Raw genomic sequence first — 26097 nt, 5'->3', positions numbered from 1 at the left:
TTCTTGTCAGCACATATAGAACGCCCACTGCTGCCGGTATAGCCAGCCATACTGGCATAGCAAGCATGAAGGCACCGAACAATGTGGCATATGCTACTGCCTTGGCATTGAGACCTTCTGAGCGCGTTGTTGATTGGGTTTGCATAAAGCTACCCTCCAGCAACTCCCCCAAGGCTCTTTTAGAGTCGGGAATGGGGGGCCCAGACCTGCCGTCTATTGGGTTTTTAAGCAGTCATCCATGGCGACGGCACCCGACTGCACAACAGAGCTTTTCTCCCGACAGTTTTAACTTTACTTGGTTCCTTGGTGTTAGGATATTGGAAAAAAGTAGTGTGTCTAGATTGTGCCAGAGACCTGCGCTCGAATGTGTCTAGCTGCCTAAAATTGAGAATATCGGTTGTTTGGTACACACTGCGCCCAGCGTGTTATGATATTTAGATCAGCGGGTTATGATAGCTGGCGCTTGAAAGGGTAGGTCTTGAAAACCGGCATAGGTTAATAGCCTATCCAGGGTTCGAATCCCTGTCCCTCCGCCACAACATGAAGGGAATCAGTTACTTAGCTGGTTCCCTTTTCTCGTTTCTAGGCACGAAAAAAGGTGAAAGTATAACGAGGGGAACAACTGCCGTTATACTGCTCCAGCCAGACCAGTGCATAATAGACTAATGTCTAATCTTCTAGGAACTCTCCCGCCCCCAGCGTGCTTACCGTTAGCACTCGCTTAGCACGTAGATAGACTTCAGTCGTTCGCCGGTCGCTGTGCTGCAAATTGGTCATGGCGTCATAGCCTTGCTCATCGGCATCGGTCGCGTGCTTGGCTCGGATATCATGCTCGGTAAACCGCTCGACGTGGCCTTCATGCATCGCTTTACGCATCCCGTACTGCCAGCGGCTATGAAACTTATCTTTGTTGTAGGGCATGCCGTCCCGCTTGCAGAACAACGAGGGGCCTTGTTTGCCACGACCTAGATTGTCGGCCTTTATCTCCTGCACTAAACGCTTCAGCTCATCATCCCAGGGAATGACGGCCTGCTTGCCTGCCTTGCTGCTGCGTAACACGATGCCGTCCGGAGTGAGCTGATCCAGTCGAAGCGTGAGCAGGTCACGTTGGCGTAGTCCGGTTTTGTATTTCAGTAGGGCGTAGCGACGTACCCATGGAGAGGTGAATTTTAGAAAGCGGCTGAACTCTGCGTGCGTGATATAGCGGTCACGTGGCCTGAGCTTGAACTTGGTCACCGGATCGGCGGGGTTGTGTTCCACGATTCCCCAGCGCTGGGCGTACCGGAAGATGTGCTTGAGCAGAGCCAACTCATGGTTGGCCTGTGTTTTCGACTGGACGCCGCGAGCATCCATATAACGATAAATGTCGTGTACCGTTATATCGCCTGGCTCGCACTCGGCAAACACAGCGCGCAGCTTCTTAAGCTCCTGCAGGTTGGAGCGACGCGTCGCTTCAGCAGGCTTGGCGGGGATGATCTCAGCTTCATAGCGGTCGAATATGCGGCCCATGCCCGCCTTGGGGAATAGCCGCTCTAGCCACTGTTCATAGGCGGCTTGGGCTTCTTTGGCTGTTTCTCCCAAGCGTATCCAGCTTTTGCCCACCAGCGCCTTCTGGCGGGCGTTGCATTTATAGCGCCATGCGCCACTTTTCCAATACACCCGGGGGATGCCTGGGTTTTCCTGCGTCATGCGTGTAAGGCCTCAAAATTAGGTCGCTTGGTTTCTGGTGTTTGGCTGACGTTCTCACCGCACAGCACTTGCTCTACATGCCGGCGACCAATGATCAGCGCGCCGCTGGCGTTGATCTTCCAGCGCACCCCCATGGCATCAAGCGCGGCGCATTGCTCCTTGGTTCGCTTGCGGCCAGTCAGGGTTTCTATCTCACCTGGCGTTAATAACAGGTCCATGATGGCGTCTCCCTTGGTGGACAGCGAGGCCCGAGCAGGGCCTGCGGGCACAAAAAAACCGCCAGTTGGCGGCCTACTCATCGGTGGGAAAAATTAACACGGCGCTGCTGGTGGAGCGGACGCAGAAACTATTCGGTCATGAATACGCTTGATGGTGTTCCACTCAATAGCCACCAATTGCTCGTATTCCCCGAGGCCATTACAAATTTCGCAATGCTCGTCCGGCTCCTCTGTATCACAATCAGGACAAGTCAGCGTTACCGACTCAGAAAACTCGCCCATCAATGCATACTTGTGACCAGACTCTGCCGTTATCTTGGTGGGCACCAAGCTGTAACCTTCGGGGCATGCCGTATGCTCAGGTTCTTGGCTGGGACGACGATTCCAATTATCGGTAGCCCGTTTACTGCTCGCGGTAGTATCGCTACCTGCGCCGCATGTTAGGCATCTCACCCAGTATTCTGGAGCACAGGTAACTAGCTCGGCTTTCCCTCCACAGAATGGGCATGGCTGTAGTTCGCTCATAAACACCTCGCAATAAAAAACCGCTCATTGGCGGCTGTAGTCTTTGAATAACCTGGTCGATAATCGGCAGCGTGGCGTATCAGGAATAAGCCGTTGTTTGTGGACTCTCGCAGCGATTCTCTTGGCGTTGGATAGATCTTTTAGCTCAATTCGGTTCGCGCATAGCTTCATCCTTTTTGCGCCCTATGGAATTCATTCTCAAAGCTAGGTCAGTGTTGATATTGATGGAGTCAGGCGGCACGCGATATGTTTGGCAATGGCGAATAAATTTGTCCAGCACGGGCATCACTCGGTCTCGAGACTCAGCAACGGTTAGCTCTTTGAGGCTCCACCCACTGCTATTGCGCTGTCCGAAACTGCCTTGATTACGCTTATTTACTGGGGTTCGTGGCTTTGTCGCAGGCCAGCTCAGCGGTGAGACTGTAATGTCGTCCATTGTTGGTTCTCCTTTTTAATCACTGCGGCAGATGGCGTGATGCTTGCCTTTGCCATAAAAATTCGTTGCTCCTCGTATCAAATGGAAGAACACGCTTATAATTTCCTCGAAACTTTAATTGATACGACACAGTTGTCATTGATATGATGACAATGCAAGCTGTTCCGGCTTTGCTAATTAGATAGTTATTCGAGAGTGGAGTTTTAATCATTAGCGGGAAGTTTTTAGTTTATCTAATCGCTTCTTGTGAATTTTTTACTTCGCCGTGCATAAGACTTTTACAAGATAATCATTGAGGTTGTTGAGCGTGAATAAAAAGGTAATGTTTTCAGCGTTGTTTTCATTAACAAGCATGCTTATGAGTGCTAATACATTTGCCCAAGCTTATTGTGAACAAAAAAATACTCAAATTTGTGAGCAAGCTCAAAATATGGCTTCCATGTTAGCCCCTAGCCTGCCGATGAGGATCAATTCAAATACAGTAATTCAAACTGTCTTTGCTGCTGATAACGCCGTTTATTTAAATACGATGTATGACTACAATCGCTCATACCTTGAGCAAGTTTATGCTGAGATGGGTTTGCAGGATCAAGATATCATGCAGGCGCTGACGCAAGTTGCTAGAGGGAGTGTTTGTAATCCTTCAGTCGGAACTGCAGATTTTATTAATTCTGGTGGTGCTGTAATATATTCATATCACTTTAGTGATGGAGAAAAATACACCGATATCGAAATTCGCCATTGCAATTAACTATTGATGCTGTTGGTTTCAGAATATACAAAATAGAAATTTTAAAAGACAGGTCAGTAAAAATTAAAAAGCCGCTGCACAGCGGCCTAATTTAATACGTCTCTAGTTTGTTGCAGCGATAGGCTGGCAGCGACATTCCGCACCCAGATGGGCGTACTGCCAAGCGCGAAGGTTTCTCCAGACCAAGCCAGCAGCAGAGTGGTACCCATCACGCCTGCGATAGCTTCAGCCGCAGGTGCCGGCACCGCGTTGCCGATACGCTCACGCCAAGCGGTATCGCTCAAGCCCTCAAGTTCCAGGTGTTCGCAGGGATCCACTAGCCCCTGAAGGGCGGCCAGTTCAAAAGTAGTAAAGGGGCGGTGCCAGGTGCCGTCGAGTGCGCGAATCACGGCTACCAGCCTGTAGTTGGGCTCAGGCAAGCGAGGGTCAGCCACCGACCAATGGCCGTTGTCATGGCCAGCGGATGCCGAAACGGCACCACACGATGATTGCCACGGCACAACGCCGTAGTGGCCAGCGGTCAAATAGTGATCACCTTTCGACCGGCTTAGCCCCGGGCGTGGATCGGCAACGCCAAACGCTCCTTGGCCGGTTGTGCTTCCAGAGATCACGGTACCCGCTGATTTATCCCACGGCGTGATGGCGTACTTGCCATAAGTGGGGCCTTTGCGGCGTGGATCAGCGACAGCAAAAGCGCCTTGCCCGGGCGACTGCTGGCCCGTAATGGCACCGGTAGGGCCATCCCATCGTCGCACGCCGTAGGCTTGGCCATCCTTCCACTTTGCAGATTGGTTGAAGCGAGGGTCTGCAATGCTAAACGCGCCATTAGTGGGTGTGCTGCGTCCCGCCACGGTGCCCATGGGTTCATGCCATTGGTTCACTCCCATGTAGCCTGAGCGATATTCGGGCACGATTAGGTAGTCACTTAGGTAGCCATCCTCTACCGCCAGCTTGTTCAGTGACCGCCAATCGCTACCGGCTTCCACAAACGCTAGGCGCACCCATGTTTTCCACTGCAAGCGAGGCACACGGTGCATAGGTCCAGCCAGCTCATCACCAGGCAACGGCATTTGACCAAGTACGTCGCCCACGGCGCGAAGCGGTCGCTTGATCGGCTCATACAGGAAGGGCGGTACTTTCTCGGCGTGGCGGGCCACCAGCAGGAAGCGCTTGCGAGATTGCGCCAAGTGGCCGATCTCGCCGCAATCGTGGGTAGTTTCTGCGACGTGGTACCCATAGCGCTGCAGCATGCTGGTGATTTTGTTCATCAGCTCTCGGCCACGACTAGCAATGCGCGGCACGTTCTCGAAAATTAACAGCTCGGGCGGATCGTCTGCCCACGCTTCCAAGGCAAGCCACATGCCGCGAACAGTGAGTTGGTTCAGCGCCTGATACTTCGGCGTGGTGCTGCGTGTCTGTGAGAGCAGGCCGCTGAAGCCTTTACATGGCGCGCTTAGAAAGATGATGTTGGGGCGCTGATTGTCGGCGGCTGCCTGTATGTCTGCAGGCGTGGCTTCCTTCCAGTCGTTGGGTGGCTCATGACCATGAAAAGCTTCGTACTGATCGCGGCTGAACATATCCAGCACAGTGCCGGGGGTACCGGTGAGCCGCTGAAAGTCAGCGATAGCACCCGGGTCTACGTCGATGCCGCCCAGGCATTGGAACTTGGCTTCTGTGTTACCAACGCGGGCATGGCCTCGATTGAAGCCAAGGGCGCCGCCACCTAGACCGCAGAATAGGTGAAAGTGACGTATAGTATGAGTACGCGACATTACATTTACCTTCTGTTTATAAAGGAAGCCGAATGAATTATTTAAGAACGCTTTTATATTTCTGTGTCTGTGCTTTTGGCGTTTCAGTGGTTGCTTTTTTAATACTAAGCGGCATTGTTAGAGATCAAGGTGTGGCAGTTTTTTATAGTTCTGTAGCAACCTCAGGAGCAACTGTGGCTATAGCTATTCTTACAATGGTTTTAGCTATAGAAACATGGAGGATGAGAAACCAGCAGCAGAGGCAGATTGAACAAGAAGTGATTAGTAGTGTTAGGCCATTAGTGGTTGTAGAGCTTGCTGAAGGACGAGTTATAAATGATAGAACTATAATCATTAAGAACTTAGGTAAAGGTATAGCCTTCAATGTCAGTTTTGAAATAGAAGGCCGCGGAAATTCTTTTGATGCTGAGAGAAAGATTGTAGAAAGAATTCATGAGCATGGATTTGTTAAAAAAGGAATAAAGAATTTAGGTATTGGTCAGATCATAGAAAGCCATATTTTTCTTTTTCATGAAATTGGTAAAGAGGTTTTTGAGGCATGTGTGGATGTGAGTGTTTTATTTGAAGACATTTACGGGAATAAATATGAAAACAAGTTTGTTTTTGATATGGCGGAATACGAAAATACTAATAGGCTCGGTGGGAAACCTGATAATGAAAGAAACGACCATCTGAAAAAAATTGTCCAGATATTAGAAAAAGAGATGAGGAATTTAAATAAATCATAGAGCCCCGTATCGTGGGGCAAACGGCTTTGCCTATGCCTACTGATTAACAGTCAACTCGGCCCGCATTCGCTGACGCCATGCCAACGTTTGCGGGGTAGAGCCAAGGAGGGCGGCATATCTCAGCAGCACTGGCTTATTGGTACAAGTAACCCACGCGCCACCCCGAGCCGATGTGCGTGCGGTCAGGCGCGATGTGTCATTCAGAATGGAATCTCGTCATCAAAATCGTTGTACTGCGCTGGATCGGGGGCACCATAGGGCACCGATTGACCTTGTTGCGCGGATTGACCTTGAGGTGGATTCTGGTTGCGAGGCGGCTGTTGATAGCCTCCGTTGTTAGCGGGCGTCTGCCCGTTGCCTTGCTGCCGGTTTGGCTTGAAACAGGACATCACCACGCTGTCGCGGTTTTCGGGGTTAGGTAGCCCTGCTGGGTTAAACCAGCGGTGCATGATAATAAACTCGCTGCCGTCGTCGTTCTTCATCAAAGCGCCGACATTTTGCCAGCGGCCTTTCATTTGCCCCGATTGACGGTCTTGGTATTCGCCCGTTTTGACGGCGATATCGCGTAACTTCTGAGCCATGTGACCTCCAAAGGAAAAGGGCCCGAAGGCCCTCTGTGGTTGGGTGCTGCTGTTAGGGCTGGAAGGTACCCAACAAGCATTCGCTCTCTGGTAAGCCGTCCGTCACCAGCTTGGCGAACTCGGCGGCGATCTCTTCCTTGGCCGCGTCCAGCGCGATTGCGCGCAGCCCAAACGATGGCCCGCCTTTGGTCTTGCTGGAAACGCGCATCGCTAGAGAGCGCTCTGTCAGTCCCTCGTAAGGTGTAAGCTTCCAGTAAATCACCGTGGGCAGGCGGTCAGCATTCTTCACGGTGACGCTATTCATCACGCCCACACGGCTAGAATGCTCCTGCTTATCGCTTTCGATGCTTGTCAGGTCATCCAAGCTGACCTTGCGAAACGCATGGATGACCTTACCGCGCTCCAGCGCTTCGCCTTTGCTGTTCTCAAACGTCAGCAGGTGGCCCCAGTCTTCGACCAGCTCGACCATTTCCTCCTGCCCGAAAGTGCTGCCGTCAGCGTTCAAGTAGGCGCTGAACTCTGGAGTCTTGGGTAGATTGAGCGTAGCGGAGTGGTCGCAGTGACCAGGCAATGTCTTATCGCCGATATCTAGGTAGGAACATGCCGCCATGGCGTCGCGATCGATGAATACCGGGGCATCGGCTTGACGAGCTGATACGTAAGAAATGAAGTCCCGCAAGCCCTTGGTTTTGAACTGGCCACGGAATCGGCGGCGGTTATCCTGGTACTTCTCCATGTCCACCAGCTTGAAGTTGTCGCCGACAATCAGTGCGTGACCCTCGGCGGCTTCGGTACCGGTTTTGTGGTTTGCTTCAAGGTGCTGTAGGGCGTCTTTAGTCAATGACATTAGTGCTTCTCCTGGTGCGAGTCTTTATCGCGGTGGGGGTGGCCGATCATGTCGAACTGGTTCTTAGGCTCTAGCGTCATTTCGCCGCCAGTGTTCACGCACATGACCGTTTCGGTGGTGTGTTCTTCCGACTGAGTGCCGTGCTCGGTCGGAATTTTGAAGCCCAATTTATGAGCCACGCCGACCCGGCTGCCGGAGCCAATGTTCTCGATTGTCAGATCAATCGATACTTTGGCTTTCTTCTTCGGGTTGTTCGTTGCCGCCGCTGCTGCGTGGCTCAGAACAGTACCCAGGCGTTCAGCCAATACGCCGCCGTCCAAGTCCTCTAGGAACTTGGTCACATCGGTTGGGTGTGACATTGCGAGTTACCTCATGGAGGTGGGGGTAGTGGGGCCAGCGGCCCCAGGGTTGGGTAAGGGTTAAGCGGCTTTCGTTTTGGCACTGGAGTGGCCCGCGCATGAACCGTCGGGATTGCGGTTGTCGCAGCTGCTGTCACATACCAAGACTTGCTTGCCCTTTTCGAGCATTTGACGAAGCTCCTTGCGAGCTCCGTCAACGCCTTCGGGATGCGTGACGATATCCCCGAGGCGCTTGTCGCCATAGCTCAGCAGAACGCGAACGGGGATATGGATATGAAATGTGGTTGGGGTGCTGGTAAGAGTCATTGGGAGGCCTCATCGTGAGCTATAAAGAAAAGGGGCCTTCCGGCCCCAGAGATAATGGGAAGGTTTAAGCGGCTAGCTGCTGCATGGCTTGCTCATAGCCTGACCAGTTATCAACGCCCATGGCTTCCAGGGCGCGCAGCTTGGCTTGATCCGCGAGCAACTGGTCGTATTCGCCGCGGCTGATCGTGACTTGCTCCGGTGCTTGCATCTGGCCACCTCGCAAAACCTCCGCTTCATGCCGCTGGGCGGCAGCGCTCAGGCGGCTGGTGTTCAGCGGTTTATGCTCAGCAGCAGCGGGCAGGGGAGCTGGCTCAGGTTCTGGTTTCGGCTGTGGCTGAGGCTCGGGGTTACGCTTCGCTTCCTGCTCGGCTTTGAAGCGTCGCAGCTCTTCCAGCTCCTTCTGCTCGGCTTCGCGCTTTTCGTTTTCCTCGCGCAAGCGGCGGCGCTCGGCTTCCACTTCGGCTTGCTCGGCTGCCAGGCGCTCTTTCTCAAGGGCGCGGCCGTGCATTTCGCTGATGTGCTTTAGTACGTCCGCCTTGGCGTCCTCGGCCTCTTTGGTCACGTCAAAATAGCCGTCCGTGTTGATGTTCACGGCGTCATCATGCAGCTCAGCCAGAGCATTTGAGTCGAGCCCAACGGCAGTATCCTTGTAGCTGAGTATTTCAACCTGAATGCGCTCACGCAGCTTGGCGATGCGTTGCTGCTTTTCCCGCTCAGCGCGCTCGTCTTCGTGCTGCTTAGCGTCTTTCAGCGGCTTCTCAATGGCTTCTAGCTTTTCAATCAGGTCCTTGCCGTATTGATTCACGCGGTCGATGAAGTCGCGGTGCGGCTTCGTGATTTCCTTCCGGAGCTTATCGGTGCTGGTCCGGTAGGTGGTGAGCTCTTTAATGCCTTTCTTGCAAAGGTCGTAGCCCTCTTTGGTTTGCATGTCGGGCACGGTGCCGTATTTTTCACGCAGCCCTGCCAGGGCCTGCTCAACGGCATCCAGCTTTACCAGTTCGCCTTTGTAGTCGGTTTTGGGGGCTGCATTAGTCATTTTGCGTTACCTCTTGTGGTTGCTTAGCCTTTTCCTTCTCGGCGTATACCCGGGCGATACCTTCATCACGGGCCTTGATGATCATGTCTCTGCCTTTGTCGGGCTCGACGCGGGCCATGGATGCCTTGTCTGGAATGCGGTCGATCATTCGGCCGGCAGCCAGCTCGATGCTCTTGGGGTGGGGGATTTGGTGGCGAAGGGTGTCGCACTCACGCTTGAGCCAGTCCGCGTAATCCTGCCGGAGCTTCTCTATTTCGGCGTCCTGGTCTTCGGCTACCGCAATGCGAGTAGCCGCTTGCTGTGCCTGGGTGTAGTCCTTGTTGTCGAACTTGCCGTAATAGACGTCTGCCGCGAAGCCCAACAGTGACAGGCACTTCTTGATAGCGTCAGTGATCGACTTCTTTGGCGCTTCGCCATCTGTTTTCCATTTGCCGGTACCGGTGCGATAGACATAGCGGGTATGGCCAAACTGAGTGACTTCGCCGCGGTCGCCTTGCCAGCGGTACCAGAGCGCCAAGCGGATCGTGTGGGTTTGCTCATGGGCGATCAGCTCACCTTTGTTACCTAGCACTGGAGCGCCCACGTCAAAGCGCTCATCCTCAATGCGATAGCCCCAGCCAATACCCATAGGGCCAAAGACTTTGGTGGCCAGCTCGATGACATGCATCGCGTCCAGCGTGGTGATCTGCTGGCCGTCTACGCTGGCTTCGCGAACTGCTGTGGTCGGCGTCTTATCGACTTGGCGCCATAGCTCCAAGTGGTCGGTGCTATCGACAACGCGATAGCGCCCCACGGCGGGCACGCGCAGCCGTGGTTTTTCGCTCGTTGAATTCATGGGTTATACTCCCAATTGATCTTCTTACCGTTGATCCAGGCCCCTGACGTGTTGCCGCACGAAAGGGGCTTTTTAGTTTTTGCGGCTTGGCTCTTGGTTTTGTGCTTCTGCAAGCAGTTTGCCTAGCTCAACGTGGTCATTGACGTTCAAGCTGGTGCTGTCTTTGGTGACGTAGTAAACCGCCACGCCAGTCTCTTCATCCCAGCCTGCTTTGCCTGTGAGTCGCCATTCGCTCATGCCGCTCTCCAGTTGGCTGCCATTTCTGCGCGGTCTTCTTCCTCGCCTAGCAGCTCGTCTTCGGCTACATCCTTAGCCCAAGCAAATAGCACCGCTTCTCCAGAGGGTGACTGGATATAGGCATCGACCATATCCGCGATGGTGGTGGTGGCAGTCAGCTCTTCGATAGCGCTGGCCAAGTCGCCAACTTCATTCAGGTATGTGCCAAAACGCGCAATGCCTTCGGCGTCACCGTCATGGATCGACTCGCTTAGAGATTCGGCGCGTAGATGGATTTGCTTATTACGGTTCATAAAGCACCTCAGAACTGAACCAATAATGGGTAAGGGTAAGAGGGGGTGAATTCAGCAGGGCGCATACCTGGGCACACCTCTGCAGCGTTACCCCGGTAGTCCGGGTGACCGGTACGGTCTAGCGGGTCAATGCCGCGTGCTTTTTCCGCTTCCCAAACAGCCACTTCTTGGCAGTATTTCCGATGCATCCGCTCTTTATCGGATGCGTCCAGCTTACTGGCCACGATCATGCCGCCGATGATGGCGGCAAGTGCGATGAGGCTAAGCGTTCTCGTTGGCATGTCGTTTCACCTTGAAGATGAGTTCAAAGGGATAGCCGCGACGCTTGGCTGCTCGCTTAGCATTTTTGCGGCTACAAAAAAGCCCCAGATCGGGGCGGGGGACTACTAGGTGGCGATACCGCTCACGCAAGATGAAGCGGGTCATCCCACACCTCGCGGAGTTGGTGGCGCAGCGCCCTGTCAGCCATACGCTGGTCAATAACTCGGCGCTTGCTGTAGCGGATGGCTGCCGTTTTGTCGTTGCGGCTATTCAGCTCGCCTTTCGTGATTGCCTTAGTGGGTAGCGTTTCCATAAAGCCTCCTGTGTTGGGCGCGCTGCCTCGTGGCTCTCGCAGTGCCAGTGCTGTGAGTCGTGTGTAGGAAAGCAGCGCGGGAATGCAGCCGATGCAGCCGCATTCCGAAAAAAGCCCGCTGGGCGCGGGTAATGAGTGCGCATCCTTGCGCAGGGGAGTTGATGCAGGAGCATCGGTGGAATGCCCTCGTCCATGAGTCCCGCTTTGAACGGCAAGGACACTCCTCGATTCCGCCTGTATTCTCAGCCCAGGCGGCAGGCATTCGTCTCACTCTCGCAGTTAGCGCGGCCTTCCGGCGCTCCCAGAATTTCGACAGCCCTAGGCGGCGTACTCCTAGCGAACTCTCGCGGCGTCACCCGCTACGGCTGGCTAGGCTCATCCTGTTTTTAAAGAGCGTGGCCTGTGAAGGCCTGAACACGGTGAGCTGTGTTCGCGCTCTAAATATAGGCATACCTTTCAATTCAGTCAACAGGAATACCTATATTTTTTGATAGGCAAAAAAACACCCGCCTCAGTGGGCGGGTTAGCGTGTTAATTTTTTCGTTAAGGCCTTCGGACGCCTTCGGGGCATATCCTGATCCACTCGCCGGATACGCGAATTCTAAAATCCGTAGAGTTCCCCGTTATACCGTCTATGTTGATCGGGGCGATAGTAACCTTTTTAGCCTCGCGCTTTTTGTTGGTCAGCCGTTCGGTCAGGCTCTGCGCATAATATTCGCGCAATATCCAATACTCTAAACCGTCTATGACTATGCTTTCTTTCGTGAAAAGCCCTTTAGATGCCGGGCAAGACGTGCATGCTTCAAGAAAAGTTTCTGCAATCTCTGCTGCCTTCTGGCCTTCTGGCCTTCAGCCTCATACCTGGGGAATGAGTCGGGATTTTTTTCAAAGTAGTCCTGAATGGACTTTATGGCGTCAGCTTGTATAGCGGCGTGGAGGCGAGCATCTGGCAGCACTGATCGGTTCGATAACGCTACTAGAAACTGCAGCCAATCATCTTTGTCATACTTGGCCCTAGCAGATTGAGTTAGCTCATGAAAATCCTCCTTATCATGAAGGAAGATATAACCATTGACGCTTACAGACCAAAAGCCCCCTAACGTGCTGATAAATTTACGCGACATAGCCCCCCCTTAATCAAACACTTCCCACCAGAACACCCGCCCGATGATCTTGGGAGCATCGGGACCCATTAGTGAATGAATTTCTTCGGGGTACTCTTCAGAGTTGTCTGATACCAGCCGAACCCGGCCAAGCGGCAGTTTATACAGGCGCTTGATGCGAAGCATTCCGCCGTGATCGAGCGCGTAAATCTTGCCGTCGATGATGTGCCGGGTGCCTTTGTCGATAGCAATAGGCGACCCGTCAGCAATCGTTGGCATCATTGAAGTGCCCGTGGCCGTCGCGCATGCCGCATTTTCAGGGGAGACGCTACGAGCAGCGAGCTTTGCTAGCGGGAACCGCATGGTGTGGCCCCCGTTTTCAACTACCTGGGTGCGGCCATCGCCAGCGGAAAATTCGACTTCACGGAAGCATGGCAGCTCGACGTCATCAGAAGAGAGGGGGGAGCCACCTTCGACAATCTCGGTATTGTGAAACTCTAATTCATCCGGACCACCAGGGCTCCTGGCACCAAATGTAAGCATTTCCCCTGAGCCGGTGGCCAGCCAAGACGCATCCACCCCACAAACAGATGCAATCTGTACGAGGTATGCGCTTGAGCGCGATTCGCCGCGCTCAAGTTCAGAGAGAGATGGCTGTGTAATGCCAATGGCCTTGGCCAATTCCCTCTGATTCAGTCCTGCGTGTTTGCGGGCACGCTTTACCCGTTCACCAATAGTCATATCCCAGCAAGATATAGGCGAACCTATACGCTTGCAAAAAGGTATTCCTATATCTAGTATATCGGTAATCCTTTCTATATTAGGCATACCTATGGAAAACCCAGTCCAAAAACTTATCAAGCACTTTGGTAACCAGCAGAAAACAGCGGAAGCCCTGGGCGTCAAGCAGGGCACTGTTTCTGGCTGGGCCACTGGTCGGCATGGTGTTTCTGAGGTGCATGCTTTGGTAGCCGAAAAGCTCACAAGCGGAAAGGTGAAGGCTATCGAGCTTTGCCCGCGGCTTATCGCCATCGCCGCTTAACCCTAACCGCCTGCCTGTGAAGGCCGCGAACTCAGCAAACCGTAAGAAGGAAATCGCAATGCTGAACCGTGAACCCCGTATTCCCACCACCCGGAAAGCGGAAGGCGAGCACTTGGACAACCCCGCTCGCGTTCGCTTCAAGGATTCGGAATACCTCGCGCTGGAGCAGGCGGCAGAAATGCGCCACGGGGGCGTTATCTCCCACGCCATTCGGGAGTGCGCCCTGGTGGGCATGGAGGTGATTAAACTCCGGCAAGACGTGCTGCTCGACCGCTTAGCCAAAGGCGAGAGCGTACAGACAGCACAGCAGGAAATGGTGGAAGCGCTCATGGCGCACCTCATAGAAAACCGCATCACTGAGCAAATGATGCAGCGCTTACGCGCCTAGCAGAAGGGCCGAACAAGGCCCGAGGAGTCACTGTGAATCGTGCAGCTCTGTCACGAACGTACCGGCGAATGTCGCCACAGCATCAAGCCGTGGTGGAACAGGAAGCCGCACAGCGCGGAGTGGCGGTGGAGGACGTGATGCTCGATCACGCCATTGCTATCGCGGGACCGTTAAAAGATCAGCTCTATGCCATGCGTCGAGAGCGCACGCTACGGGCTGTTTAAGGGAAGTGCCTGACCGGGCTGCCACCCGGCCAGGGCTTGAGGAAGTCAGAGGCGGCTAAGCACAACGATCAGCACCGTTAATGCAGAGATCGTTTTAGCCACATCGATTTTGACTTCCAGATTCAGGCGCTTTTTCACGGCTACATCCCCGTGGTCAGCGACCTGAGGCCTCAGGTCATGGAAGACCTGGTTTTGTATAGCGCCTTGCCAAGCGCTTGCTGATATCGCGCTAGCAACGAGGGATCAGCGAGCAGGCATCGCAGCGGTTAACCCTGGGATTCCCTGGGCTTGCTAGCGGCTCGCCGCAGACGAGCGGCCAGGAGCCAAGGGAGTCGAGGCGCTCCGGGTTGCGGTGCCCTTTAGCCGCCGTGTCATTGGCGACAACCAGGGGTGACAGCCCTGGCACAGCCAAGCATAGCGAGTTGATAGGGCGGTAGGAAGGAAAGCGGCCCTGATAGGGCTAGGACAGAAACGCAAAAGCCCGGCAAATCGCTGGGGAGCGGCCGGGCTTTCACACATTCATAACGAGTTCATTATGACTAATACCGCTGAGATTTTCCAGTTTCCACGTCGAGAAGACGTCGATAGGCCGGAGCCAGAACGCTCTGGCAGGGGGCCACAAGTGGAAGATGGCTATACGCGAATAGCTGATGAGCTGTACAGGGTGATTAATAATCGCCATACGTTCCCTGGTACAGCAACACACTTGAGGATCGTACACGCCATTATTGTCCGGACCTATGGCTTTAACAAAACCATGGACGACATAGCTGATACGCAGCTGGCTGCCGATACTGGCATTCCGCGCCAAAAGGTTAACCCCGCCAAGCTTCAACTGCTTGCGATGAAGGTATTAAAGCTTTCTCCGGACGGAAGAAAAATTGGGGTCAACAAGCACTACAGCGAATGGGATTTTAGTTCTCGTCCTGAAAAAAAAGCACCTCAACGCAAAGGGGTTCCAGATGGTGACAGTGTCACCAAAAAGGTGACTCCAAGCGTCACCGATTTAGGGACACACAATAGAGAGATAGATAACTTACTACCTAGCGGTAGTAAGAACGTCGATGCAAACACCTCAAGCGCTAAGCGTCGCCTATGGGGCGAGCCTATCGACCATGAGCTTGCCGAGTGGATGGCGGGCATTGTCGATGCGCTCCCGGGTGGCAGCGAAAAACGCAACCTTACCCGCTGGGCCAACACCTTCCGGCTGATGCGCGAACAGGATGGCCGCGAGCCTGAACACATCAAGCGCCTGTTTGCCTGGGCCAGCCAGGACAGCTTCTGGCAATCCAATATCTTGAGCCCGACCAAGCTACGCAAGCAGTGGAAAGCGCTCGCCATCCAGTTCAATAACCGCCGCAAAGGGGGTAGCCATGCCAGCCGCCAAGGATTTGACGAAAAGCGCGCTAACCAAGATCAAATCGCAGCAATGCTCTCCGACCCCAACGACACAAGCTGGATCGAAGGGCTCTTCCCCGACGAGGAATCAGGAGATTTGGGAGCTGGTCAACCGGGCGTTCACACGGCTGGAAGCGATCTATCCGAGGACATGGCGGAGTGCATTTTCGACGCCGGACATGGTGAAGCTGGCGAAGCGGGAAGTGGGTATATCGATGACGAAGTGGTCGGTGCTGCCGACACAGCAGAGCCTGGATGCAGCGCTGGAGCGGATCAAGGGCGAGGGCAGCGAGTGGCCGCCGAGTGTGGCACGCCTGATTGCGAGCTTGAAACCGCAACCGGAGGACTTTGGGATGCCTAGCGTGGAGCTTGCGTTCGATGAAGCCATCAAGCACGCACAAAATCCGGCAGGCCATCGCTGGACTCATGGTGCCGTGCGCGAGGCGGGTAGGGCGACAGGCTGGTTTGATCTTGCTGCAGCCACCAGCGAAAGCCGGATTCGTGCGTTGCGCGGGACCTTTGGCAAGCAGTACCGGGCCATCGTTAACCGGGTAATGGCTGGGGGATCAGTCGAGGCGCGTGGGCTAGTGGGCCATGACGGCCAACTGACGGCGGCTCAACGGGCAGAGCGTGACGGTCTTGAGCAGGTAGCTGCCCAGGCAGAGGAGCAATTCGGCCGGCGCATGAGTGGAGAGCAGGGTATTGCCATGCTCAAAGGCATGTTGCGAGGTGGATCATGACCAAGCCAGCCAACAAGCCGTTCGTCTCCCGGGCCAGCACCATTCAAGAGGCGCTGGCCACCGCTGCCAAGCTGCCTAAGGTTATCACCGACGCTATCCAGCTATGGGGTGACGTGGAAATCGTGGTGCGTAAACGCCAAGTAAAGCGCAGCACCGACCAGAACAAGCTCCAACGCAAATGGCTCCTTGAGGCAGAAGCCCAAGGCGACCACACCGCCGAGGAGTACCGCGGCTTCTGCAAGCTGCACTTCGCGGTACCGATCCTGCGCTGGGAGCTGCCCGAGTTCAAAGAGAAGTACGACCGCATCGTTAAGCCGCTTCCGTATGAGGCCAAGCTGGAGTTGATGCAGGAGCCGTTGGACTTCCCCTGTACCCGTTTGATGAGCAAAGACCAGAAGACCCGCTACCTGGATGCCGTATACCAGCACTTCACCAGCTTGGGCATGCGGCTGACCGATCCCAACCTGCGTGGCTATAAGCCGGATGAGTACAAGGAGGTGGCGTGATGCTTCCCAATGAGTGCTACCTGCCCACCAAACCGCACCGTAGCCCTCAGTGGCTCAGCAACGTGCATGAGATTGAGAACTGCGTGTTGTGCGGCGCCTGGGGCATCCAAGCTGCCCATAGCAACCAGCACCGTGGCCGAGGGCAAAAGGCGAGTGATGCACTCACTGCCGCGTTGTGCCCGGCGTGTCATGCAGAGATCGACAATGGCAGGAGCCTGAGCCGCGAAGAGCGCCGGGCGCGGATGAACGAGGCCATCGTGCTGACACTCGACCAACTCGCCAGGCGCGGCCTGGTTAAGGCGGTGAAGTAATGAGCCCATGGATTCTAGTTGGCCTGATCGTGGCCGGTGCACTGTTCCTGACTGGCCTGGGACTCTACCTCACGCACGGTTACGACTGTCAGGGGGAGCCCTTGGAGTACCGAGACCACTGGCAGGAGAACGACCAACCATGATGCACAACAACAAGCGGCTGGCCGCGCTCGGGCGCCTCAAAGCGGGCCAGATGAACAAGACCGAGGCGGCCTATGCACAGCACCTGGAAACGCTGAAGCGGGCGGGTGATATCCAGTGGTACCGCTTTGACGGCATCAAGCTACGCCTAGCAGACAAGACCTTCCTCACCGTGGACTTCGCCGTTATGGATCGGGACGGCGTGATGGAGCTGCACGATACGAAGGGTGGCCCGGGCGTCTTTACCGAGGATGCCAAGGTCAAGATGAAGGTAGCCGCTGAGATGTACCCGTTCCGGTTCAAGGTGGCGTTTCCCAGAGCGAAGAAGCACGGCGGCGGCTGGCTGGTTGAGGAGATAGCAGCGTGATTGAGCGCCCAACCCAATGGCCTGATGGCCGCAAGCTGGGCGGCGAGAACGGCTACTCACCTGAATGGTACGCGTGGGCCCAAGAGCGGGAAGCCATGTTTGTGGCTCGGCAGATGCTAGCGGTACCGGGAGATCAAAGAAGAGCTGTACACCAGAAGTGGCTAAAGCATTTCCCACACGCAACAGAAGAGCGAATAAAAGCCCTTTGGGATGAAGCAGTTAAAGAAGAAATCGCAACGCGAAAGGCAACAAAACGCAACAGTTGCGCAATATCGCAACGAAAACGCAACGGTAGGGGGAAGTGATGCGATATATCTCAGCACGACAGATGATCTTTGACGCGTATCACACGCGCCGCGGTAACAGCCCTATCGCTGACCTGTTCGACAACCTCAAGCGGATACGGGAGCGCGTAGGCGATAACGGGGCAAAGCTGCGTAGCTTGATGGCAGAGCATAAGCGGAACGTGAAGGCGCTTAGCAATGCCGGGCCATTTGATAACAACCTCGATGAGCTCAAGCGGGCAGTGGCGAACAGCGAGCGCCGCTTATCCGAAATGCGAACCGCACTTGAGGATGTGTCGAAGTCGAGCAATGAGGGTGCCAGCCCTGATAACGATTGGCGCATCGTGCACGGTCTGGAAGCTGGCCAAGTGATCAGCGCGGTGGAGAGCCAGCCGCAACACCTGCAGGCGTTAGCCCGCTATTGCTTTGGGCCGTTCACACGCGACGAGCTGGCAGAGGATCGGGAGTGGATACACACGGCACTGATGCACGTTGGAATGCAGATGCGGTTGCCCGGGCAGGGACAAGCAGAATGGCCACCGGCAGAGGCGGCACGGCAACTGCGCTGGATTGTGTCGGCTGCTATCCACCATCACGCAGAGACCACTTACCCGTACAACCGGCCGGGGCTGCAGAGCCCGAGGCGCATTGCTACTTGGATTGACCAGGAGCATGGCGAGGAAATCGATGTGCGCCGCTGGTCAGCACATGGGCGAACCTGCTGGAGGGGGGTGTGGGAGCGACTGCTGGATACGTTAGATCGTTGGGAGTGTGATGCACTGGCACCGGTAGCATTATTGATAAACCGGGCAGCTTGAAAAAATCATGAGACATTCCTACACGCCCCCTCCGGCAGTGGAGGGGGCGGAGCGGCTTAGATATTTAGGTACTTCTCATATTGCCCTTGCTCTATGTCGAATCCTGGCCCGTTGTAGCTTTTGAGAGTCATGTCATCAAGGTTGATGACATGGGCACGGTACCAGTTGAGCTCTGCTGAATGCTTTATACCTTGCATATTCATTAGGATTCTAGAGTTCTCAAGAGCATCGACTGCATCGTTCACGCTCGCAAAACACACTACGAAATGCACATGAGGATTGTTTTTCACCCATTGTCGAACGTCATCGTAGGGCTCATCTCTAGGAATTCGAGGGGCATACGACTTGTATCGCTCATGCTTATAGGCTGCTAGTGTGTTCTGACGCGGTGCAGGTGCGCTAGATGGAGCAGGCTGGTCGTAGATAAGGACCGATCCAATTTGATATTCGTAACCCATGCCTGTGTTGAGAGATAGACAAATATCAACATTTTTTCCTGACAACGTTTTTGCCAAGTGATTAGACAAGAGCGTTTTGCCAGATCCCTCACCACCGACCAGAGCGATGAACTCAAGCTTCGAGGGGGTCCTAAGAGATGCTGCTTTGTCGAATAGTTCAACAGCTCTAGTTTGCCAACCCTTTCCGAAACCGCGTGGTAGTCGAGCGGGGAAACGGCTACCACCTGATATAGCTTCACGCCAAACATGGTTTTGAAGAGCCGAAGCATCCCATGAGCTTATATCCGGATCTGAGGCTTTCTTGAGAAGGTCATGATAATTTCTGGCACCATTGATCGACGATATGTGGTCTAGTGCCTGATCCTTGGATATCTTGAGACCATATAACTCATAAAGTAATGCCGCGTACTTGCGTGCAGCGCGCTTTATGTCAACCCCATTCGCGACAGGGGATCCATTTTTGAGGAAAAAAGAACTCATTGCCATCTCCTGATTCTAGATCAGCGGGCCGCTAAAAATGCGGTTATGAGGGCTAATGCTGCAGAACACTTGCAACCAGATGCCTCGTTTCCCACTGGAAATCAAAGGATATGGTTGAGCTTTTAATTGAAGAGCCGCACCTATCGGTCCCCCATAGAGCTTTGCTCATGTGTTCGGAGGTGGCTGTGGGTATTTATGTTTCATTTGGGGCTGGAAGTCAACCATTTACGATGATGAAGTTCAAAACCTGTGGTTTGTGGTTGCACTAATTTCCTTTAACCTTACTTCAACGCTTTCCTCGGCTTTACGTTAACGCTATGCCTTATACGCTTGCTGGTTCAATTTTTGTGGTCTAGGTTAAAAGAACCCTTCAGGGTAAATAACTCAAAAAGAGGAGCAGCATGTATGCCTACTACTGGTGAAAAGCCCGGCAAAGGTACATACACTTGCAAAAGGTGTGGCGAGCAAGTCACATTAGATGACCACTCTGATACGTTGCCGCCTTGCCCTAGTTGTCACGGAACAGAATTTAATTAAGTAGTGTTTTGCTACTAACTCTAACCCTACTGGTTTGCAGTAGGGTTTTTACTTTATGTATTGTGATTAATAGCTTTATAAGTGCCCGTAGGGGTTTCAGTGTAGGCTTTAACCTACAACGTGGGTCGTATTGATAGCGGGTAGCATCTTGTTGTTTCCTGACCTCGCAGGATACTTAAAACGAGAGGAAGGGGAACCAGGATGACCGATCGTCAAGTCACTGCCACTGGCAAAGACACAGATGGTGATATCACTAAGCTTTGTAAGTCGGGTGAGTGGTGGTCTCCACGTAGCAAAGCAGACGCTATCAGGGATATTGAGATGGGCTTCAACACTTACTACGTGAAGGATAAAGCGGGAAACCGTGCAGATATTCACGTAGTGACCGTGGGGTCTAAAAAACACCTAAGGACCTCAGCTGACGCATCATCCGCTAATAATTTGGATAACTTGCCTGACTGCTAATAAGATTTTGTGGGTTTGGTTCAGTTACATGTCTTGCACAGTGTGCCTGAAATAGCTAAGCTAATCCCACTATCCAATTCTGCGCCTCGGCTTTGCCGGGGCGTTTTGCTATGAGGCCCTGCGAGTGCCGAAAAATAATATAGAGGACTTCCGGCTCTGTGCTGGTTTGATTTTCAATCAAGCTCTAGCAGCTTTCCCGCGAGCGGTTTCTTTGGATGATAAAGCCATATGCGAAACGCTGCTTGACCGAGAGTTTAGACAGTCTAAACCAGATGCCTATGGCCAGGTAGAATATGAGGATCCAGAGCATAGAGAAACTCTAGACTTCGTAGTAAGCACCAGCCGCTGGCTGGTTGATGAAGGCTATTTGCGTTCGAGATCACATTTCGTAGATCCTGGAAGTGTGACCTTAACTCAAAATGGCTTTTATATTTTGGGCGTTGAGGCGCTGGATAACTCAAGCGAAAAACTGGGCCGCAAGCTTGCTCAGCACGTTGAGGCCGGGGCATGGGACAGTGTGCGAGATGTTACTTCAAACGTCCTTCTTGCAGGCATCAAGCTAGGGTGGGAAGGGGTTAAAAGTGGCACCGGAATGAACAGCTGAATTTGATTGAACTTCCACCGAAGCCTCGTTCTCATACGAGGCTTTTCTGTTTCTACTGTCGTGAGACAGCAGGTACCTACTATGACCAACAAGATCAGCACCCACTTTCACCGCACCGAGTTCGCCTGCAACTGCGGTTGCGGCTTCGATACCGTGGATACAAACACGCTCTCAGTTCTTGAAGCGGTCCGCACTCACTTCTGCCAGCCCGTGATTATCAATAGTGGCTGCCGCTGTCCTGACTACAACGCCAAGGTAGGCGGTGCCCCTAACAGCCAGCACACACTAGGCCGCGCTGCAGATATCCGCGTTCAGGGCGTAGAGCCTAGCGACGTGTACGACTGGCTAGCCGCCAACTTTCGCACCGCCAGCCTGGGGCGCTACGCGACGTTTACCCACGTCGATACGCGTTCCCATGGCCCGGCACGCTGGTAATGGGAGGCGGCGTAATGCCTCAGGAGCGCGACGTGAAACCCTCCGTATTTGAGCGGCATATGCAGACAGGAATCCAAGTGCTGCTGGTGGCACTGATTATTTGGGCCGGTACCCAGCTTGTGAAGCTCGGCCAGCAATCGGTTGTTCTCGAAGAGCGACTGACTACTCAAGGTCTGATGCTTCAAGAGTTACGCCAAGAGCTCAAAAGCTGGGGTGACACCTACTACCGAGCTACCGACGCCCGCCGCGAGCTTGATCAGATTGAAACCCGCATCGACAACCTGAACAGCCGCGTGTCAGCGCTGGAGGGTGGACTGTGAAAGCAGGACCCAAGACGCGCCGCAGTGCTGAAACCGTTGGCGGCGCTGCTGCCATTGTCGCCGCTTGGCTACTCAGTTTGACCGGTGTTGCCGTGCCCGATCATGTCCTTCAAGCCTTCACGATTCTGTTCATGGTCGTGGCTGCCCGCGTAGGAGATCACGATGCGTAACGCTATCACCGTTGCTTCGCTGTTGGCATTGGCTGGCTGCGCGAGCATTGAGACGCCGCTAGATGACGGCTATCAGGTGGGCGACCTCACCGGCACCACGCTTGAGCTGCAGTCGCGCTACTGCGACACCGCCGACCCGTACAAGCGGGCTATCACGCTGGCAGTGATGCACCGTGCAGGCGTGCCGCTGCCGCCTAATGGCGTTTGCGTTGATCTACTGGAGGCGCTGGATGCGGATTTATATTCCCGAGCGCTTGCGGACTGAGCGAGCGCCTAAAGGCGTTAAGACGCCCTGGCTAAAGGGGCGCGCTACAAAGTGGATGGTCGTGCGAGATTGGTGGGTGTGCATCGACGGCGTTTGGTTCTGTGTACCCGCTGGCTACATTTTCAACGGCAGCTCAATACCGTGGTGGCTATGGTGGCTTTTCCCGCCATCGTTTGCACCGGCATGGGAAGCCAGCGCACTACACGATTGGTTTTACAGTCACCTCTACCACCAGGTAACCAAGACGTTTGCCGACGCAGCTTTTCGCGCCGTGATGCTGTATGACGACGCGCCCGAGGTCGTGGCAAACGTATTTCATGCAGCGGTATCGCGCTTTGGGAAGGGTGGCTGGTGAAGATTCATAGACGCCTATCTGCGTGGCTCCGGCTGCGCTGGATTATCGCCGTGTTCCTGCTGTCTGGGTACTGGCACTACAAGCACCGCAAACACTTCGTGAGGAAGTCGAAATGAACGATCAAGCGATTGAGCAAGAGATTCAAGATAAGCAATTAACTTCACCTCGCCTGTCGCCCGAACACATCGACGACATGATTATTGCTGGCTCCTACCATGTATTTCCTGGCACAACCGTCACGGTGTGCTGCCTGACTCTGCGCAATGGCACCAAGCTTGTTGGTACTAACTATGGCGCAATCGACCCTAAACAGCATGACTGGGATCGCGGCAAGCAGGAGGCTTATAACGAGGCTCGTGAACAAGTCTGGCAGCTAGAGGGTTACTTGCTGCGTCAGCGGCTGCACGAGCAGCAGGGCAATATTAGAGGCGGGAGCTAAGCCATGAAGCTTTATCAATCCCACAAGCAAGTTCACGCCGAGCCGATGAGTCGCGGCGAATACTCACGCCATGTTGCAAAGAGCAATCACAGCAAGATGGCCAAGCCATCCAGCGATGGCTTCCCCGACGACCCCGGCTACCTAGTGATTTACAACAAGGATACCGTCGACCACTACGAGTCATGGTCACCCAAGCATGTGTTTGACGACGGCTATACCGAAGCAACCCTCTCGCCGTGAGGCGACACGCCACGCTGTGAAGCGTCGCACCGGTCGCGCTGTGAAGCGCCGCCATGTAGGCCATGCCGTGAAGGCACCGCCACCCCCGCCGCACGCTGTGAAGCGTCCGGCACCTATTCTATGAGGGCGCTGCCAGCAATGGCGGCGTTTTTTTATGGCGAAACGACACGATTGGGAGCTGATCGAGCGGGAATATCGCACCGGTCGCTTTTCGCTGGCTCAGCTGGAAGCGCGGCATGGCGTGAACCGCTCGAATATCAGCCGCCGCGCCAAGAAGTACGGCTGGACAAAAGACCTTAGCGGGCGCGTGCGCGAGCGCACTCAAGAGAAGATTACCCGCGTCTCACTGCCACCCGAAGCCCAGGCGGCGATGGCTGAGCAGGATGACGCCATCATTGAGTTTGCGGCGAATGAGAATGCTGCTGTAGTCAAAGGGCACCGCACCACGCTAGAGCGCTGGCGAGGCATTACCAACCGCTATGCCGAGATTCTGGAAGGGCAGGTGGCGAAAGACACGATAACGGTTGAGACGAAAGACGGCCCAACCGAGGTAGACGTGTCGCTGGATTATGTCGGCAAGTGTCTAGGCTTTGGCACACAGGCGCTAGAGCGCGTGGTGAAGCTAGAGCGCCAGAACTACGGCCTCGACCTGAAAGAGGGCGACGACAAGGCGCCGGAAGCTGAGCTGACCGACACCGAGCTAGAAGCCCGCATTGCCAAGCTAACGCAGCAGGTGGGCGGTGAGCAGTGATAACCGCGCTGCCCGCTTGGCGCTACTGGCAGCGCTGGAAGAAAAGGCGAGGCGCAAACGCTACAACCTGATACGCGAACTATTCCCCGATGAAGGCCCGTATAGGCGGGAGCTGTACGGCAAGCACCTAGAGTTCTTCCGGGCAGGTAAGCAGCACAAAGAAAGATTATTCATGGCCGGTAACCGCGTAGGCAAGACGATTGCCGGTGGCGGCGAGATGACTTACCACCTCACCGGCGAGTACCCGCACTGGTGGGAAGGCCGCACGTTCGACAAGCCAATCACCGCACTGGCTGCAGGCGATACCAGCCAAACCACCCGCGACATTATCCAGAGCAAGCTACTCGGCGGGCTATGGAATACCGACGAGTTTGGCAGCGGTCTGATACCACGCGACAAGCTAGGCAAACCGACCCCCGCCAGGGGCGTGGCCAACTTGTACGAAGAGATCAACGTCAGCCACGCCAGCGGCGGCACTAGCCGTTTGATGCTTCGCAGCTATGACCAGGGGCGGCGCATCTTCCAGGGCACCGAGCAGGATGTTGTCTGGCTCGATGAAGAGGTACCCAAAGACGTATACGACGAGGCGCTGATCCGCACGATGACAACACGCGGCATCGTGATGATGACGTTTACGCCGCTGTCTGGCCTGACTGAGCTGGTGGTGTCGTTCCTCGAATCCAAGCATGAGCAGGAGCCGGTATGAAATTTCAAGCAGCCTACAGTTATTTGAAGCGCGGCCACGCTATCGCTTTGCCAGAGTGGGGCGGTTATTGGCAGTGGGACAACTATAAAAAGAGCATCAACATGCATCTTCGCGATGGGGGCGTGATGGATATGCGCCAAAGCGACGATATGGATTACACGATCAGCTTTATATTTCGGGACGACTGGCAGTTGCTGGATAGCCATGCCGTAGCAAAAACAGAGCATCGCAAAAACTCTGCGGCCAATGCCAAAGAGCTCCTGGATGAAGTGATTGAAGATGCAAATAAGGGTGACGTTATCAACCTTGCCGAGATAGCCAATACCTTTCACGGTTTTGACCCATTGGATCTCTTCCCGATTGCTGAAACATATTGGGCGGCAGGCACCCTAGAGCAAGGAGGTAGCGAGAAGGAGTACATCATCCAATGACCGACCCCATCCAAGGTGAATATCTCGCCGCGAGTGTCAGCACCAAGTACCAGGAGCGCACCACGGCTGCCGCTAAGCGCATTGCTGACCTAGTGAAAGAGCGCGGCATTGAAGGCGGCATGCTGTCAATAAAAGTGGCGCGCATGGTAGACCCGCACGCTAGCACTGGCGATGTGCTGACCATTGCAGGCGCACAGTTCATGGTAGGTCTGCGTTGAGTCGCTATGTCGTACAAGCGGGCTGGAAAGATGCGCCGCACCTCAAGCAGGAGGACATAGACGATATGGCCAAGGGGATCAGCCCACACCAGCTAGAGGCGCGGATGAACGGCATCCCAACGTTAGGCAGCGGTGCGATCTACCCGGTGCCGGAAGAGGACATTATCTGTGACCCGTTTCAGATACCCGGCTGGTGGGCGCGTGCTTATGGCCTCGACGTGGGCTGGAAAAAGACCGCCGCAATATGGGGTGCGCTCGACCGGGACACCGACATTCTCTACCTGACCAGCGAACACTACCGAGGGCAGGCCGAGCCGACCGTTCACGCCAAGGCAATCAAGATGCGTGGCAGCTGGATGCCGGGAATCATTGACTACGCAGGCACGAACCAGAGCGACGGCAAGCGCGTGATGACGCTTTACGAGAACGAAGGCCTGAACCTCATTCGTGCTGACAAAAGCGTGGAGGCTGGGCTGCTGGAAGTGCTGGACCGGTTAAGCACTGGACGCCTGAAAGTGTTTAGCACGCTGCAGCACTGGTTAGGCGAGTACCGGCTGTACCGCCGCGACGAGAAAGGCCGCGTGGTGAAGCAGAACGACCACTTGATGGATGCCACCCGCTACCTAGTGATGAAGCTCCACCACGCTACCACGCGCCCCGTTCAGAACACCGGCGCAGGCAGCGCCCCCGGCGACTACACGACAGGGTACTAGC

Annotated in this window: 44 protein-coding genes and 1 pseudogene; 27 read left to right on the top strand and 18 right to left on the bottom strand. The window is 54.6% G+C overall.

Features of this window, described 5'->3' with window-relative positions; all coding sequences use genetic code 11:
- Positions 1 to 669: 669 nt before the first annotated feature.
- The 4 genes from ACIGG6_RS02335 to ACIGG6_RS02320 form a co-directional block, all read right to left on the bottom strand.
- A complete protein-coding gene (locus ACIGG6_RS02335; RefSeq protein WP_399841840.1) occupies positions 670 to 1689 on the bottom strand; it encodes a tyrosine-type recombinase/integrase in 1020 nt (339 codons plus the stop codon).
- Positions 1686 to 1907 (bottom strand): DUF4224 domain-containing protein, encoded by a 222-nt coding sequence (locus ACIGG6_RS02330; protein ID WP_399841837.1) that lies wholly within the window; start codon positions 1905 to 1907, stop codon positions 1686 to 1688. The genes ACIGG6_RS02335 and ACIGG6_RS02330 overlap by 4 nt, the downstream gene beginning before the upstream one ends.
- 93 nt (positions 1908 to 2000) lie before the next feature.
- Positions 2001 to 2432, bottom strand: coding sequence for a Lar family restriction alleviation protein (locus ACIGG6_RS02325; RefSeq protein WP_399841835.1), 432 nt, complete (start codon positions 2430 to 2432; stop codon positions 2001 to 2003).
- Positions 2433 to 2577: 145 nt separating this feature from the next.
- Positions 2578 to 2868 (bottom strand): hypothetical protein, encoded by a 291-nt coding sequence (locus tag ACIGG6_RS02320; protein ID WP_399841832.1) that lies wholly within the window; start codon positions 2866 to 2868, stop codon positions 2578 to 2580.
- Between the two features lie 307 nt (positions 2869 to 3175).
- Between ACIGG6_RS02320 and ACIGG6_RS02315 the strand changes: the two genes are divergently transcribed.
- Positions 3176 to 3619 (top strand): hypothetical protein, encoded by a 444-nt coding sequence (locus ACIGG6_RS02315; RefSeq protein ID WP_399841829.1) that lies wholly within the window; start codon positions 3176 to 3178, stop codon positions 3617 to 3619.
- An 86-nt stretch (positions 3620 to 3705) separates the two neighbouring features.
- Here ACIGG6_RS02315 and ACIGG6_RS02310 read toward each other — a convergent pair whose 3' ends face one another.
- On the bottom strand, positions 3706 to 5391 hold the full coding sequence (locus ACIGG6_RS02310; RefSeq protein ID WP_399841826.1) for a DNA cytosine methyltransferase: 1686 nt from the start codon (positions 5389 to 5391) through the stop codon (positions 3706 to 3708).
- Between the two features lie 32 nt (positions 5392 to 5423).
- Between ACIGG6_RS02310 and ACIGG6_RS02305 the strand changes: the two genes are divergently transcribed.
- On the top strand, positions 5424 to 6119 hold the full coding sequence (locus tag ACIGG6_RS02305) for a hypothetical protein (protein WP_399841823.1): 696 nt from the start codon (positions 5424 to 5426) through the stop codon (positions 6117 to 6119).
- A gap of 200 nt (positions 6120 to 6319) precedes the next feature.
- Here the strand turns inward: ACIGG6_RS02305 and ACIGG6_RS02300 are convergent, their stop codons facing one another.
- The 12 genes from ACIGG6_RS02300 to ACIGG6_RS02245 all read right to left on the bottom strand — a co-directional run bounded on the left by ACIGG6_RS02300 (position 6320) and on the right by ACIGG6_RS02245 (position 13031).
- Positions 6320 to 6700: a hypothetical protein gene (locus ACIGG6_RS02300; RefSeq protein WP_399841820.1), complete on the bottom strand. Its 381-nt coding sequence runs from the start codon at positions 6698 to 6700 to the stop codon at positions 6320 to 6322.
- A 52-nt stretch (positions 6701 to 6752) separates the two neighbouring features.
- A complete protein-coding gene (locus tag ACIGG6_RS02295; RefSeq protein WP_399841817.1) occupies positions 6753 to 7547 on the bottom strand; it encodes a DUF2303 family protein in 795 nt (264 codons plus the stop codon).
- Positions 7547 to 7906 (bottom strand): hypothetical protein, encoded by a 360-nt coding sequence (locus ACIGG6_RS02290; RefSeq protein WP_399841815.1) that lies wholly within the window; start codon positions 7904 to 7906, stop codon positions 7547 to 7549. Before ACIGG6_RS02290 ends, ACIGG6_RS02295 begins: the two co-directional genes overlap by 1 nt.
- 60 nt (positions 7907 to 7966) lie before the next feature.
- Positions 7967 to 8212: a hypothetical protein gene (locus ACIGG6_RS02285; protein WP_399841812.1), complete on the bottom strand. Its 246-nt coding sequence runs from the start codon at positions 8210 to 8212 to the stop codon at positions 7967 to 7969.
- Between the two features lie 64 nt (positions 8213 to 8276).
- Positions 8277 to 9248 (bottom strand): hypothetical protein, encoded by a 972-nt coding sequence (locus tag ACIGG6_RS02280; protein ID WP_399841809.1) that lies wholly within the window; start codon positions 9246 to 9248, stop codon positions 8277 to 8279.
- Complete coding sequence (locus ACIGG6_RS02275; RefSeq protein ID WP_399841806.1) at positions 9241 to 10083, bottom strand: hypothetical protein; 843 nt, start codon at positions 10081 to 10083, stop codon at positions 9241 to 9243. The genes ACIGG6_RS02280 and ACIGG6_RS02275 overlap by 8 nt, the downstream gene beginning before the upstream one ends.
- A 72-nt stretch (positions 10084 to 10155) precedes the next feature.
- Positions 10156 to 10320 (bottom strand): hypothetical protein, encoded by a 165-nt coding sequence (locus tag ACIGG6_RS02270; RefSeq protein ID WP_399841803.1) that lies wholly within the window; start codon positions 10318 to 10320, stop codon positions 10156 to 10158.
- Positions 10317 to 10613 carry a hypothetical protein gene (locus ACIGG6_RS02265; RefSeq protein WP_399841801.1) on the bottom strand — a complete coding sequence of 99 codons (297 nt, stop codon included), beginning with the start codon at positions 10611 to 10613 and terminating at the stop codon, positions 10317 to 10319. Before ACIGG6_RS02265 ends, ACIGG6_RS02270 begins: the two co-directional genes overlap by 4 nt.
- A gap of 8 nt (positions 10614 to 10621) precedes the next feature.
- Positions 10622 to 10894: a hypothetical protein gene (locus ACIGG6_RS02260; protein ID WP_399841799.1), complete on the bottom strand. Its 273-nt coding sequence runs from the start codon at positions 10892 to 10894 to the stop codon at positions 10622 to 10624.
- 122 nt (positions 10895 to 11016) lie between these two features.
- Positions 11017 to 11187 (bottom strand): hypothetical protein, encoded by a 171-nt coding sequence (locus ACIGG6_RS02255; protein ID WP_399841797.1) that lies wholly within the window; start codon positions 11185 to 11187, stop codon positions 11017 to 11019.
- A 749-nt stretch (positions 11188 to 11936) separates the two neighbouring features.
- Positions 11937 to 12311 carry a hypothetical protein gene (locus tag ACIGG6_RS02250; RefSeq protein ID WP_399841794.1) on the bottom strand — a complete coding sequence of 125 codons (375 nt, stop codon included), beginning with the start codon at positions 12309 to 12311 and terminating at the stop codon, positions 11937 to 11939.
- A gap of 9 nt (positions 12312 to 12320) precedes the next feature.
- Complete coding sequence (locus tag ACIGG6_RS02245; RefSeq protein ID WP_399841792.1) at positions 12321 to 13031, bottom strand: XRE family transcriptional regulator; 711 nt, start codon at positions 13029 to 13031, stop codon at positions 12321 to 12323.
- Between the two features lie 91 nt (positions 13032 to 13122).
- On the opposite strand from ACIGG6_RS02245, the gene ACIGG6_RS02240 reads away from it, so the two are divergent.
- The 10 genes and pseudogenes from ACIGG6_RS02240 (at position 13123) to ACIGG6_RS02195 (ending at position 18509) form a co-directional block, all read left to right on the top strand.
- On the top strand, positions 13123 to 13332 hold the full coding sequence (locus tag ACIGG6_RS02240; RefSeq protein WP_399841789.1) for a transcriptional regulator: 210 nt from the start codon (positions 13123 to 13125) through the stop codon (positions 13330 to 13332).
- A 58-nt stretch (positions 13333 to 13390) separates the two neighbouring features.
- Positions 13391 to 13720, top strand: a complete 330-nt coding sequence (locus ACIGG6_RS02235) for a hypothetical protein (RefSeq protein ID WP_399841786.1) — start codon at positions 13391 to 13393, stop codon at positions 13718 to 13720.
- A 32-nt stretch (positions 13721 to 13752) separates the two neighbouring features.
- Entirely contained in the window at positions 13753 to 13944 is a 192-nt protein-coding gene (locus ACIGG6_RS02230; RefSeq protein ID WP_399841784.1) for a hypothetical protein, read from the top strand.
- 535 nt (positions 13945 to 14479) lie between these two features.
- Positions 14480 to 14842: pseudogene (locus ACIGG6_RS02225) on the top strand (replication protein); the annotation flags it as partial.
- Positions 14843 to 15317: 475 nt separating this feature from the next.
- Complete coding sequence (locus ACIGG6_RS02220) at positions 15318 to 16082, top strand: replication protein P (RefSeq protein ID WP_399842086.1); 765 nt, start codon at positions 15318 to 15320, stop codon at positions 16080 to 16082.
- Positions 16079 to 16588 carry a hypothetical protein gene (locus tag ACIGG6_RS02215; RefSeq protein WP_399841781.1) on the top strand — a complete coding sequence of 170 codons (510 nt, stop codon included), beginning with the start codon at positions 16079 to 16081 and terminating at the stop codon, positions 16586 to 16588. Before ACIGG6_RS02220 ends, ACIGG6_RS02215 begins: the two co-directional genes overlap by 4 nt.
- The gene (locus ACIGG6_RS02210; RefSeq protein ID WP_399842084.1) at positions 16588 to 16899 is read left to right on the top strand and encodes a hypothetical protein; all 312 of its coding nucleotides are present in this window, start codon (positions 16588 to 16590) and stop codon (positions 16897 to 16899) included. The genes ACIGG6_RS02215 and ACIGG6_RS02210 overlap by 1 nt, the downstream gene beginning before the upstream one ends.
- Positions 16899 to 17042 carry a hypothetical protein gene (locus ACIGG6_RS02205; RefSeq protein ID WP_399841779.1) on the top strand — a complete coding sequence of 48 codons (144 nt, stop codon included), beginning with the start codon at positions 16899 to 16901 and terminating at the stop codon, positions 17040 to 17042. The genes ACIGG6_RS02210 and ACIGG6_RS02205 overlap by 1 nt, the downstream gene beginning before the upstream one ends.
- A complete protein-coding gene (locus tag ACIGG6_RS02200) occupies positions 17039 to 17407 on the top strand; it encodes a hypothetical protein (RefSeq protein ID WP_399841777.1) in 369 nt (122 codons plus the stop codon). Before ACIGG6_RS02205 ends, ACIGG6_RS02200 begins: the two co-directional genes overlap by 4 nt.
- A gap of 304 nt (positions 17408 to 17711) precedes the next feature.
- Positions 17712 to 18509, top strand: coding sequence for a hypothetical protein (locus ACIGG6_RS02195; protein WP_399841775.1), 798 nt, complete (start codon positions 17712 to 17714; stop codon positions 18507 to 18509).
- Positions 18510 to 18565: 56 nt separating this feature from the next.
- On the opposite strand, the gene ACIGG6_RS02190 is transcribed toward ACIGG6_RS02195, so the two are convergent.
- Positions 18566 to 19447: a hypothetical protein gene (locus tag ACIGG6_RS02190; RefSeq protein WP_399841772.1), complete on the bottom strand. Its 882-nt coding sequence runs from the start codon at positions 19445 to 19447 to the stop codon at positions 18566 to 18568.
- A gap of 405 nt (positions 19448 to 19852) precedes the next feature.
- Between ACIGG6_RS02190 and ACIGG6_RS02185 the strand changes: the two genes are divergently transcribed.
- The 15 genes from ACIGG6_RS02185 (at position 19853) to ACIGG6_RS02115 (ending at position 26096) form a co-directional block, all read left to right on the top strand.
- Positions 19853 to 19984, top strand: a complete 132-nt coding sequence (locus ACIGG6_RS02185) for a zinc ribbon-containing protein (RefSeq protein ID WP_399841769.1) — start codon at positions 19853 to 19855, stop codon at positions 19982 to 19984.
- A 201-nt stretch (positions 19985 to 20185) separates the two neighbouring features.
- Complete coding sequence (locus tag ACIGG6_RS02180) at positions 20186 to 20449, top strand: DUF3892 domain-containing protein (RefSeq protein WP_399841766.1); 264 nt, start codon at positions 20186 to 20188, stop codon at positions 20447 to 20449.
- Positions 20450 to 20573: 124 nt separating this feature from the next.
- Entirely contained in the window at positions 20574 to 21053 is a 480-nt protein-coding gene (locus ACIGG6_RS02175) for a hypothetical protein (protein WP_399841763.1), read from the top strand.
- An 81-nt stretch (positions 21054 to 21134) separates the two neighbouring features.
- Positions 21135 to 21488, top strand: coding sequence for a YcbK family protein (locus ACIGG6_RS02170; protein WP_399841760.1), 354 nt, complete (start codon positions 21135 to 21137; stop codon positions 21486 to 21488).
- Between the two features lie 32 nt (positions 21489 to 21520).
- Positions 21521 to 21808, top strand: coding sequence for a hypothetical protein (locus ACIGG6_RS02165; RefSeq protein ID WP_399841757.1), 288 nt, complete (start codon positions 21521 to 21523; stop codon positions 21806 to 21808).
- Positions 21805 to 21978, top strand: a complete 174-nt coding sequence (locus tag ACIGG6_RS02160; protein WP_399841754.1) for a hypothetical protein — start codon at positions 21805 to 21807, stop codon at positions 21976 to 21978. Before ACIGG6_RS02165 ends, ACIGG6_RS02160 begins: the two co-directional genes overlap by 4 nt.
- The gene (locus ACIGG6_RS02155; protein ID WP_399841751.1) at positions 21971 to 22243 is read left to right on the top strand and encodes a hypothetical protein; all 273 of its coding nucleotides are present in this window, start codon (positions 21971 to 21973) and stop codon (positions 22241 to 22243) included. Before ACIGG6_RS02160 ends, ACIGG6_RS02155 begins: the two co-directional genes overlap by 8 nt.
- Positions 22209 to 22598 (top strand): DUF1353 domain-containing protein, encoded by a 390-nt coding sequence (locus ACIGG6_RS02150; protein ID WP_399841749.1) that lies wholly within the window; start codon positions 22209 to 22211, stop codon positions 22596 to 22598. Before ACIGG6_RS02155 ends, ACIGG6_RS02150 begins: the two co-directional genes overlap by 35 nt.
- 112 nt (positions 22599 to 22710) lie before the next feature.
- Entirely contained in the window at positions 22711 to 23037 is a 327-nt protein-coding gene (locus ACIGG6_RS02145; RefSeq protein ID WP_399841746.1) for a Gp49 family protein, read from the top strand.
- Between the two features lie 3 nt (positions 23038 to 23040).
- Positions 23041 to 23277, top strand: coding sequence for a hypothetical protein (locus ACIGG6_RS02140; protein WP_399841740.1), 237 nt, complete (start codon positions 23041 to 23043; stop codon positions 23275 to 23277).
- A 154-nt stretch (positions 23278 to 23431) separates the two neighbouring features.
- Positions 23432 to 24028, top strand: coding sequence for a hypothetical protein (locus tag ACIGG6_RS02135; protein WP_399841737.1), 597 nt, complete (start codon positions 23432 to 23434; stop codon positions 24026 to 24028).
- Positions 24018 to 24734, top strand: coding sequence for a terminase large subunit domain-containing protein (locus ACIGG6_RS02130; protein WP_399841735.1), 717 nt, complete (start codon positions 24018 to 24020; stop codon positions 24732 to 24734). The genes ACIGG6_RS02135 and ACIGG6_RS02130 overlap by 11 nt, the downstream gene beginning before the upstream one ends.
- Entirely contained in the window at positions 24731 to 25165 is a 435-nt protein-coding gene (locus ACIGG6_RS02125; RefSeq protein ID WP_399841733.1) for a hypothetical protein, read from the top strand. The genes ACIGG6_RS02130 and ACIGG6_RS02125 overlap by 4 nt, the downstream gene beginning before the upstream one ends.
- On the top strand, positions 25162 to 25383 hold the full coding sequence (locus tag ACIGG6_RS02120; protein WP_399841731.1) for a hypothetical protein: 222 nt from the start codon (positions 25162 to 25164) through the stop codon (positions 25381 to 25383). The genes ACIGG6_RS02125 and ACIGG6_RS02120 overlap by 4 nt, the downstream gene beginning before the upstream one ends.
- Positions 25380 to 26096 (top strand): phage terminase large subunit family protein, encoded by a 717-nt coding sequence (locus ACIGG6_RS02115; protein ID WP_399841729.1) that lies wholly within the window; start codon positions 25380 to 25382, stop codon positions 26094 to 26096. Before ACIGG6_RS02120 ends, ACIGG6_RS02115 begins: the two co-directional genes overlap by 4 nt.
- Position 26097 lies beyond the last annotated feature (1 nt).

This window comes from Vreelandella lionensis, assembly GCF_044543515.1.
Taxonomy (GTDB): Bacteria; Pseudomonadota; Gammaproteobacteria; order Pseudomonadales; family Halomonadaceae; genus Vreelandella; species Vreelandella lionensis.
The sequence above is the reverse complement of the archived record's forward strand: the minus strand, read 5'-3'. Positions and strand labels throughout refer to the sequence as shown.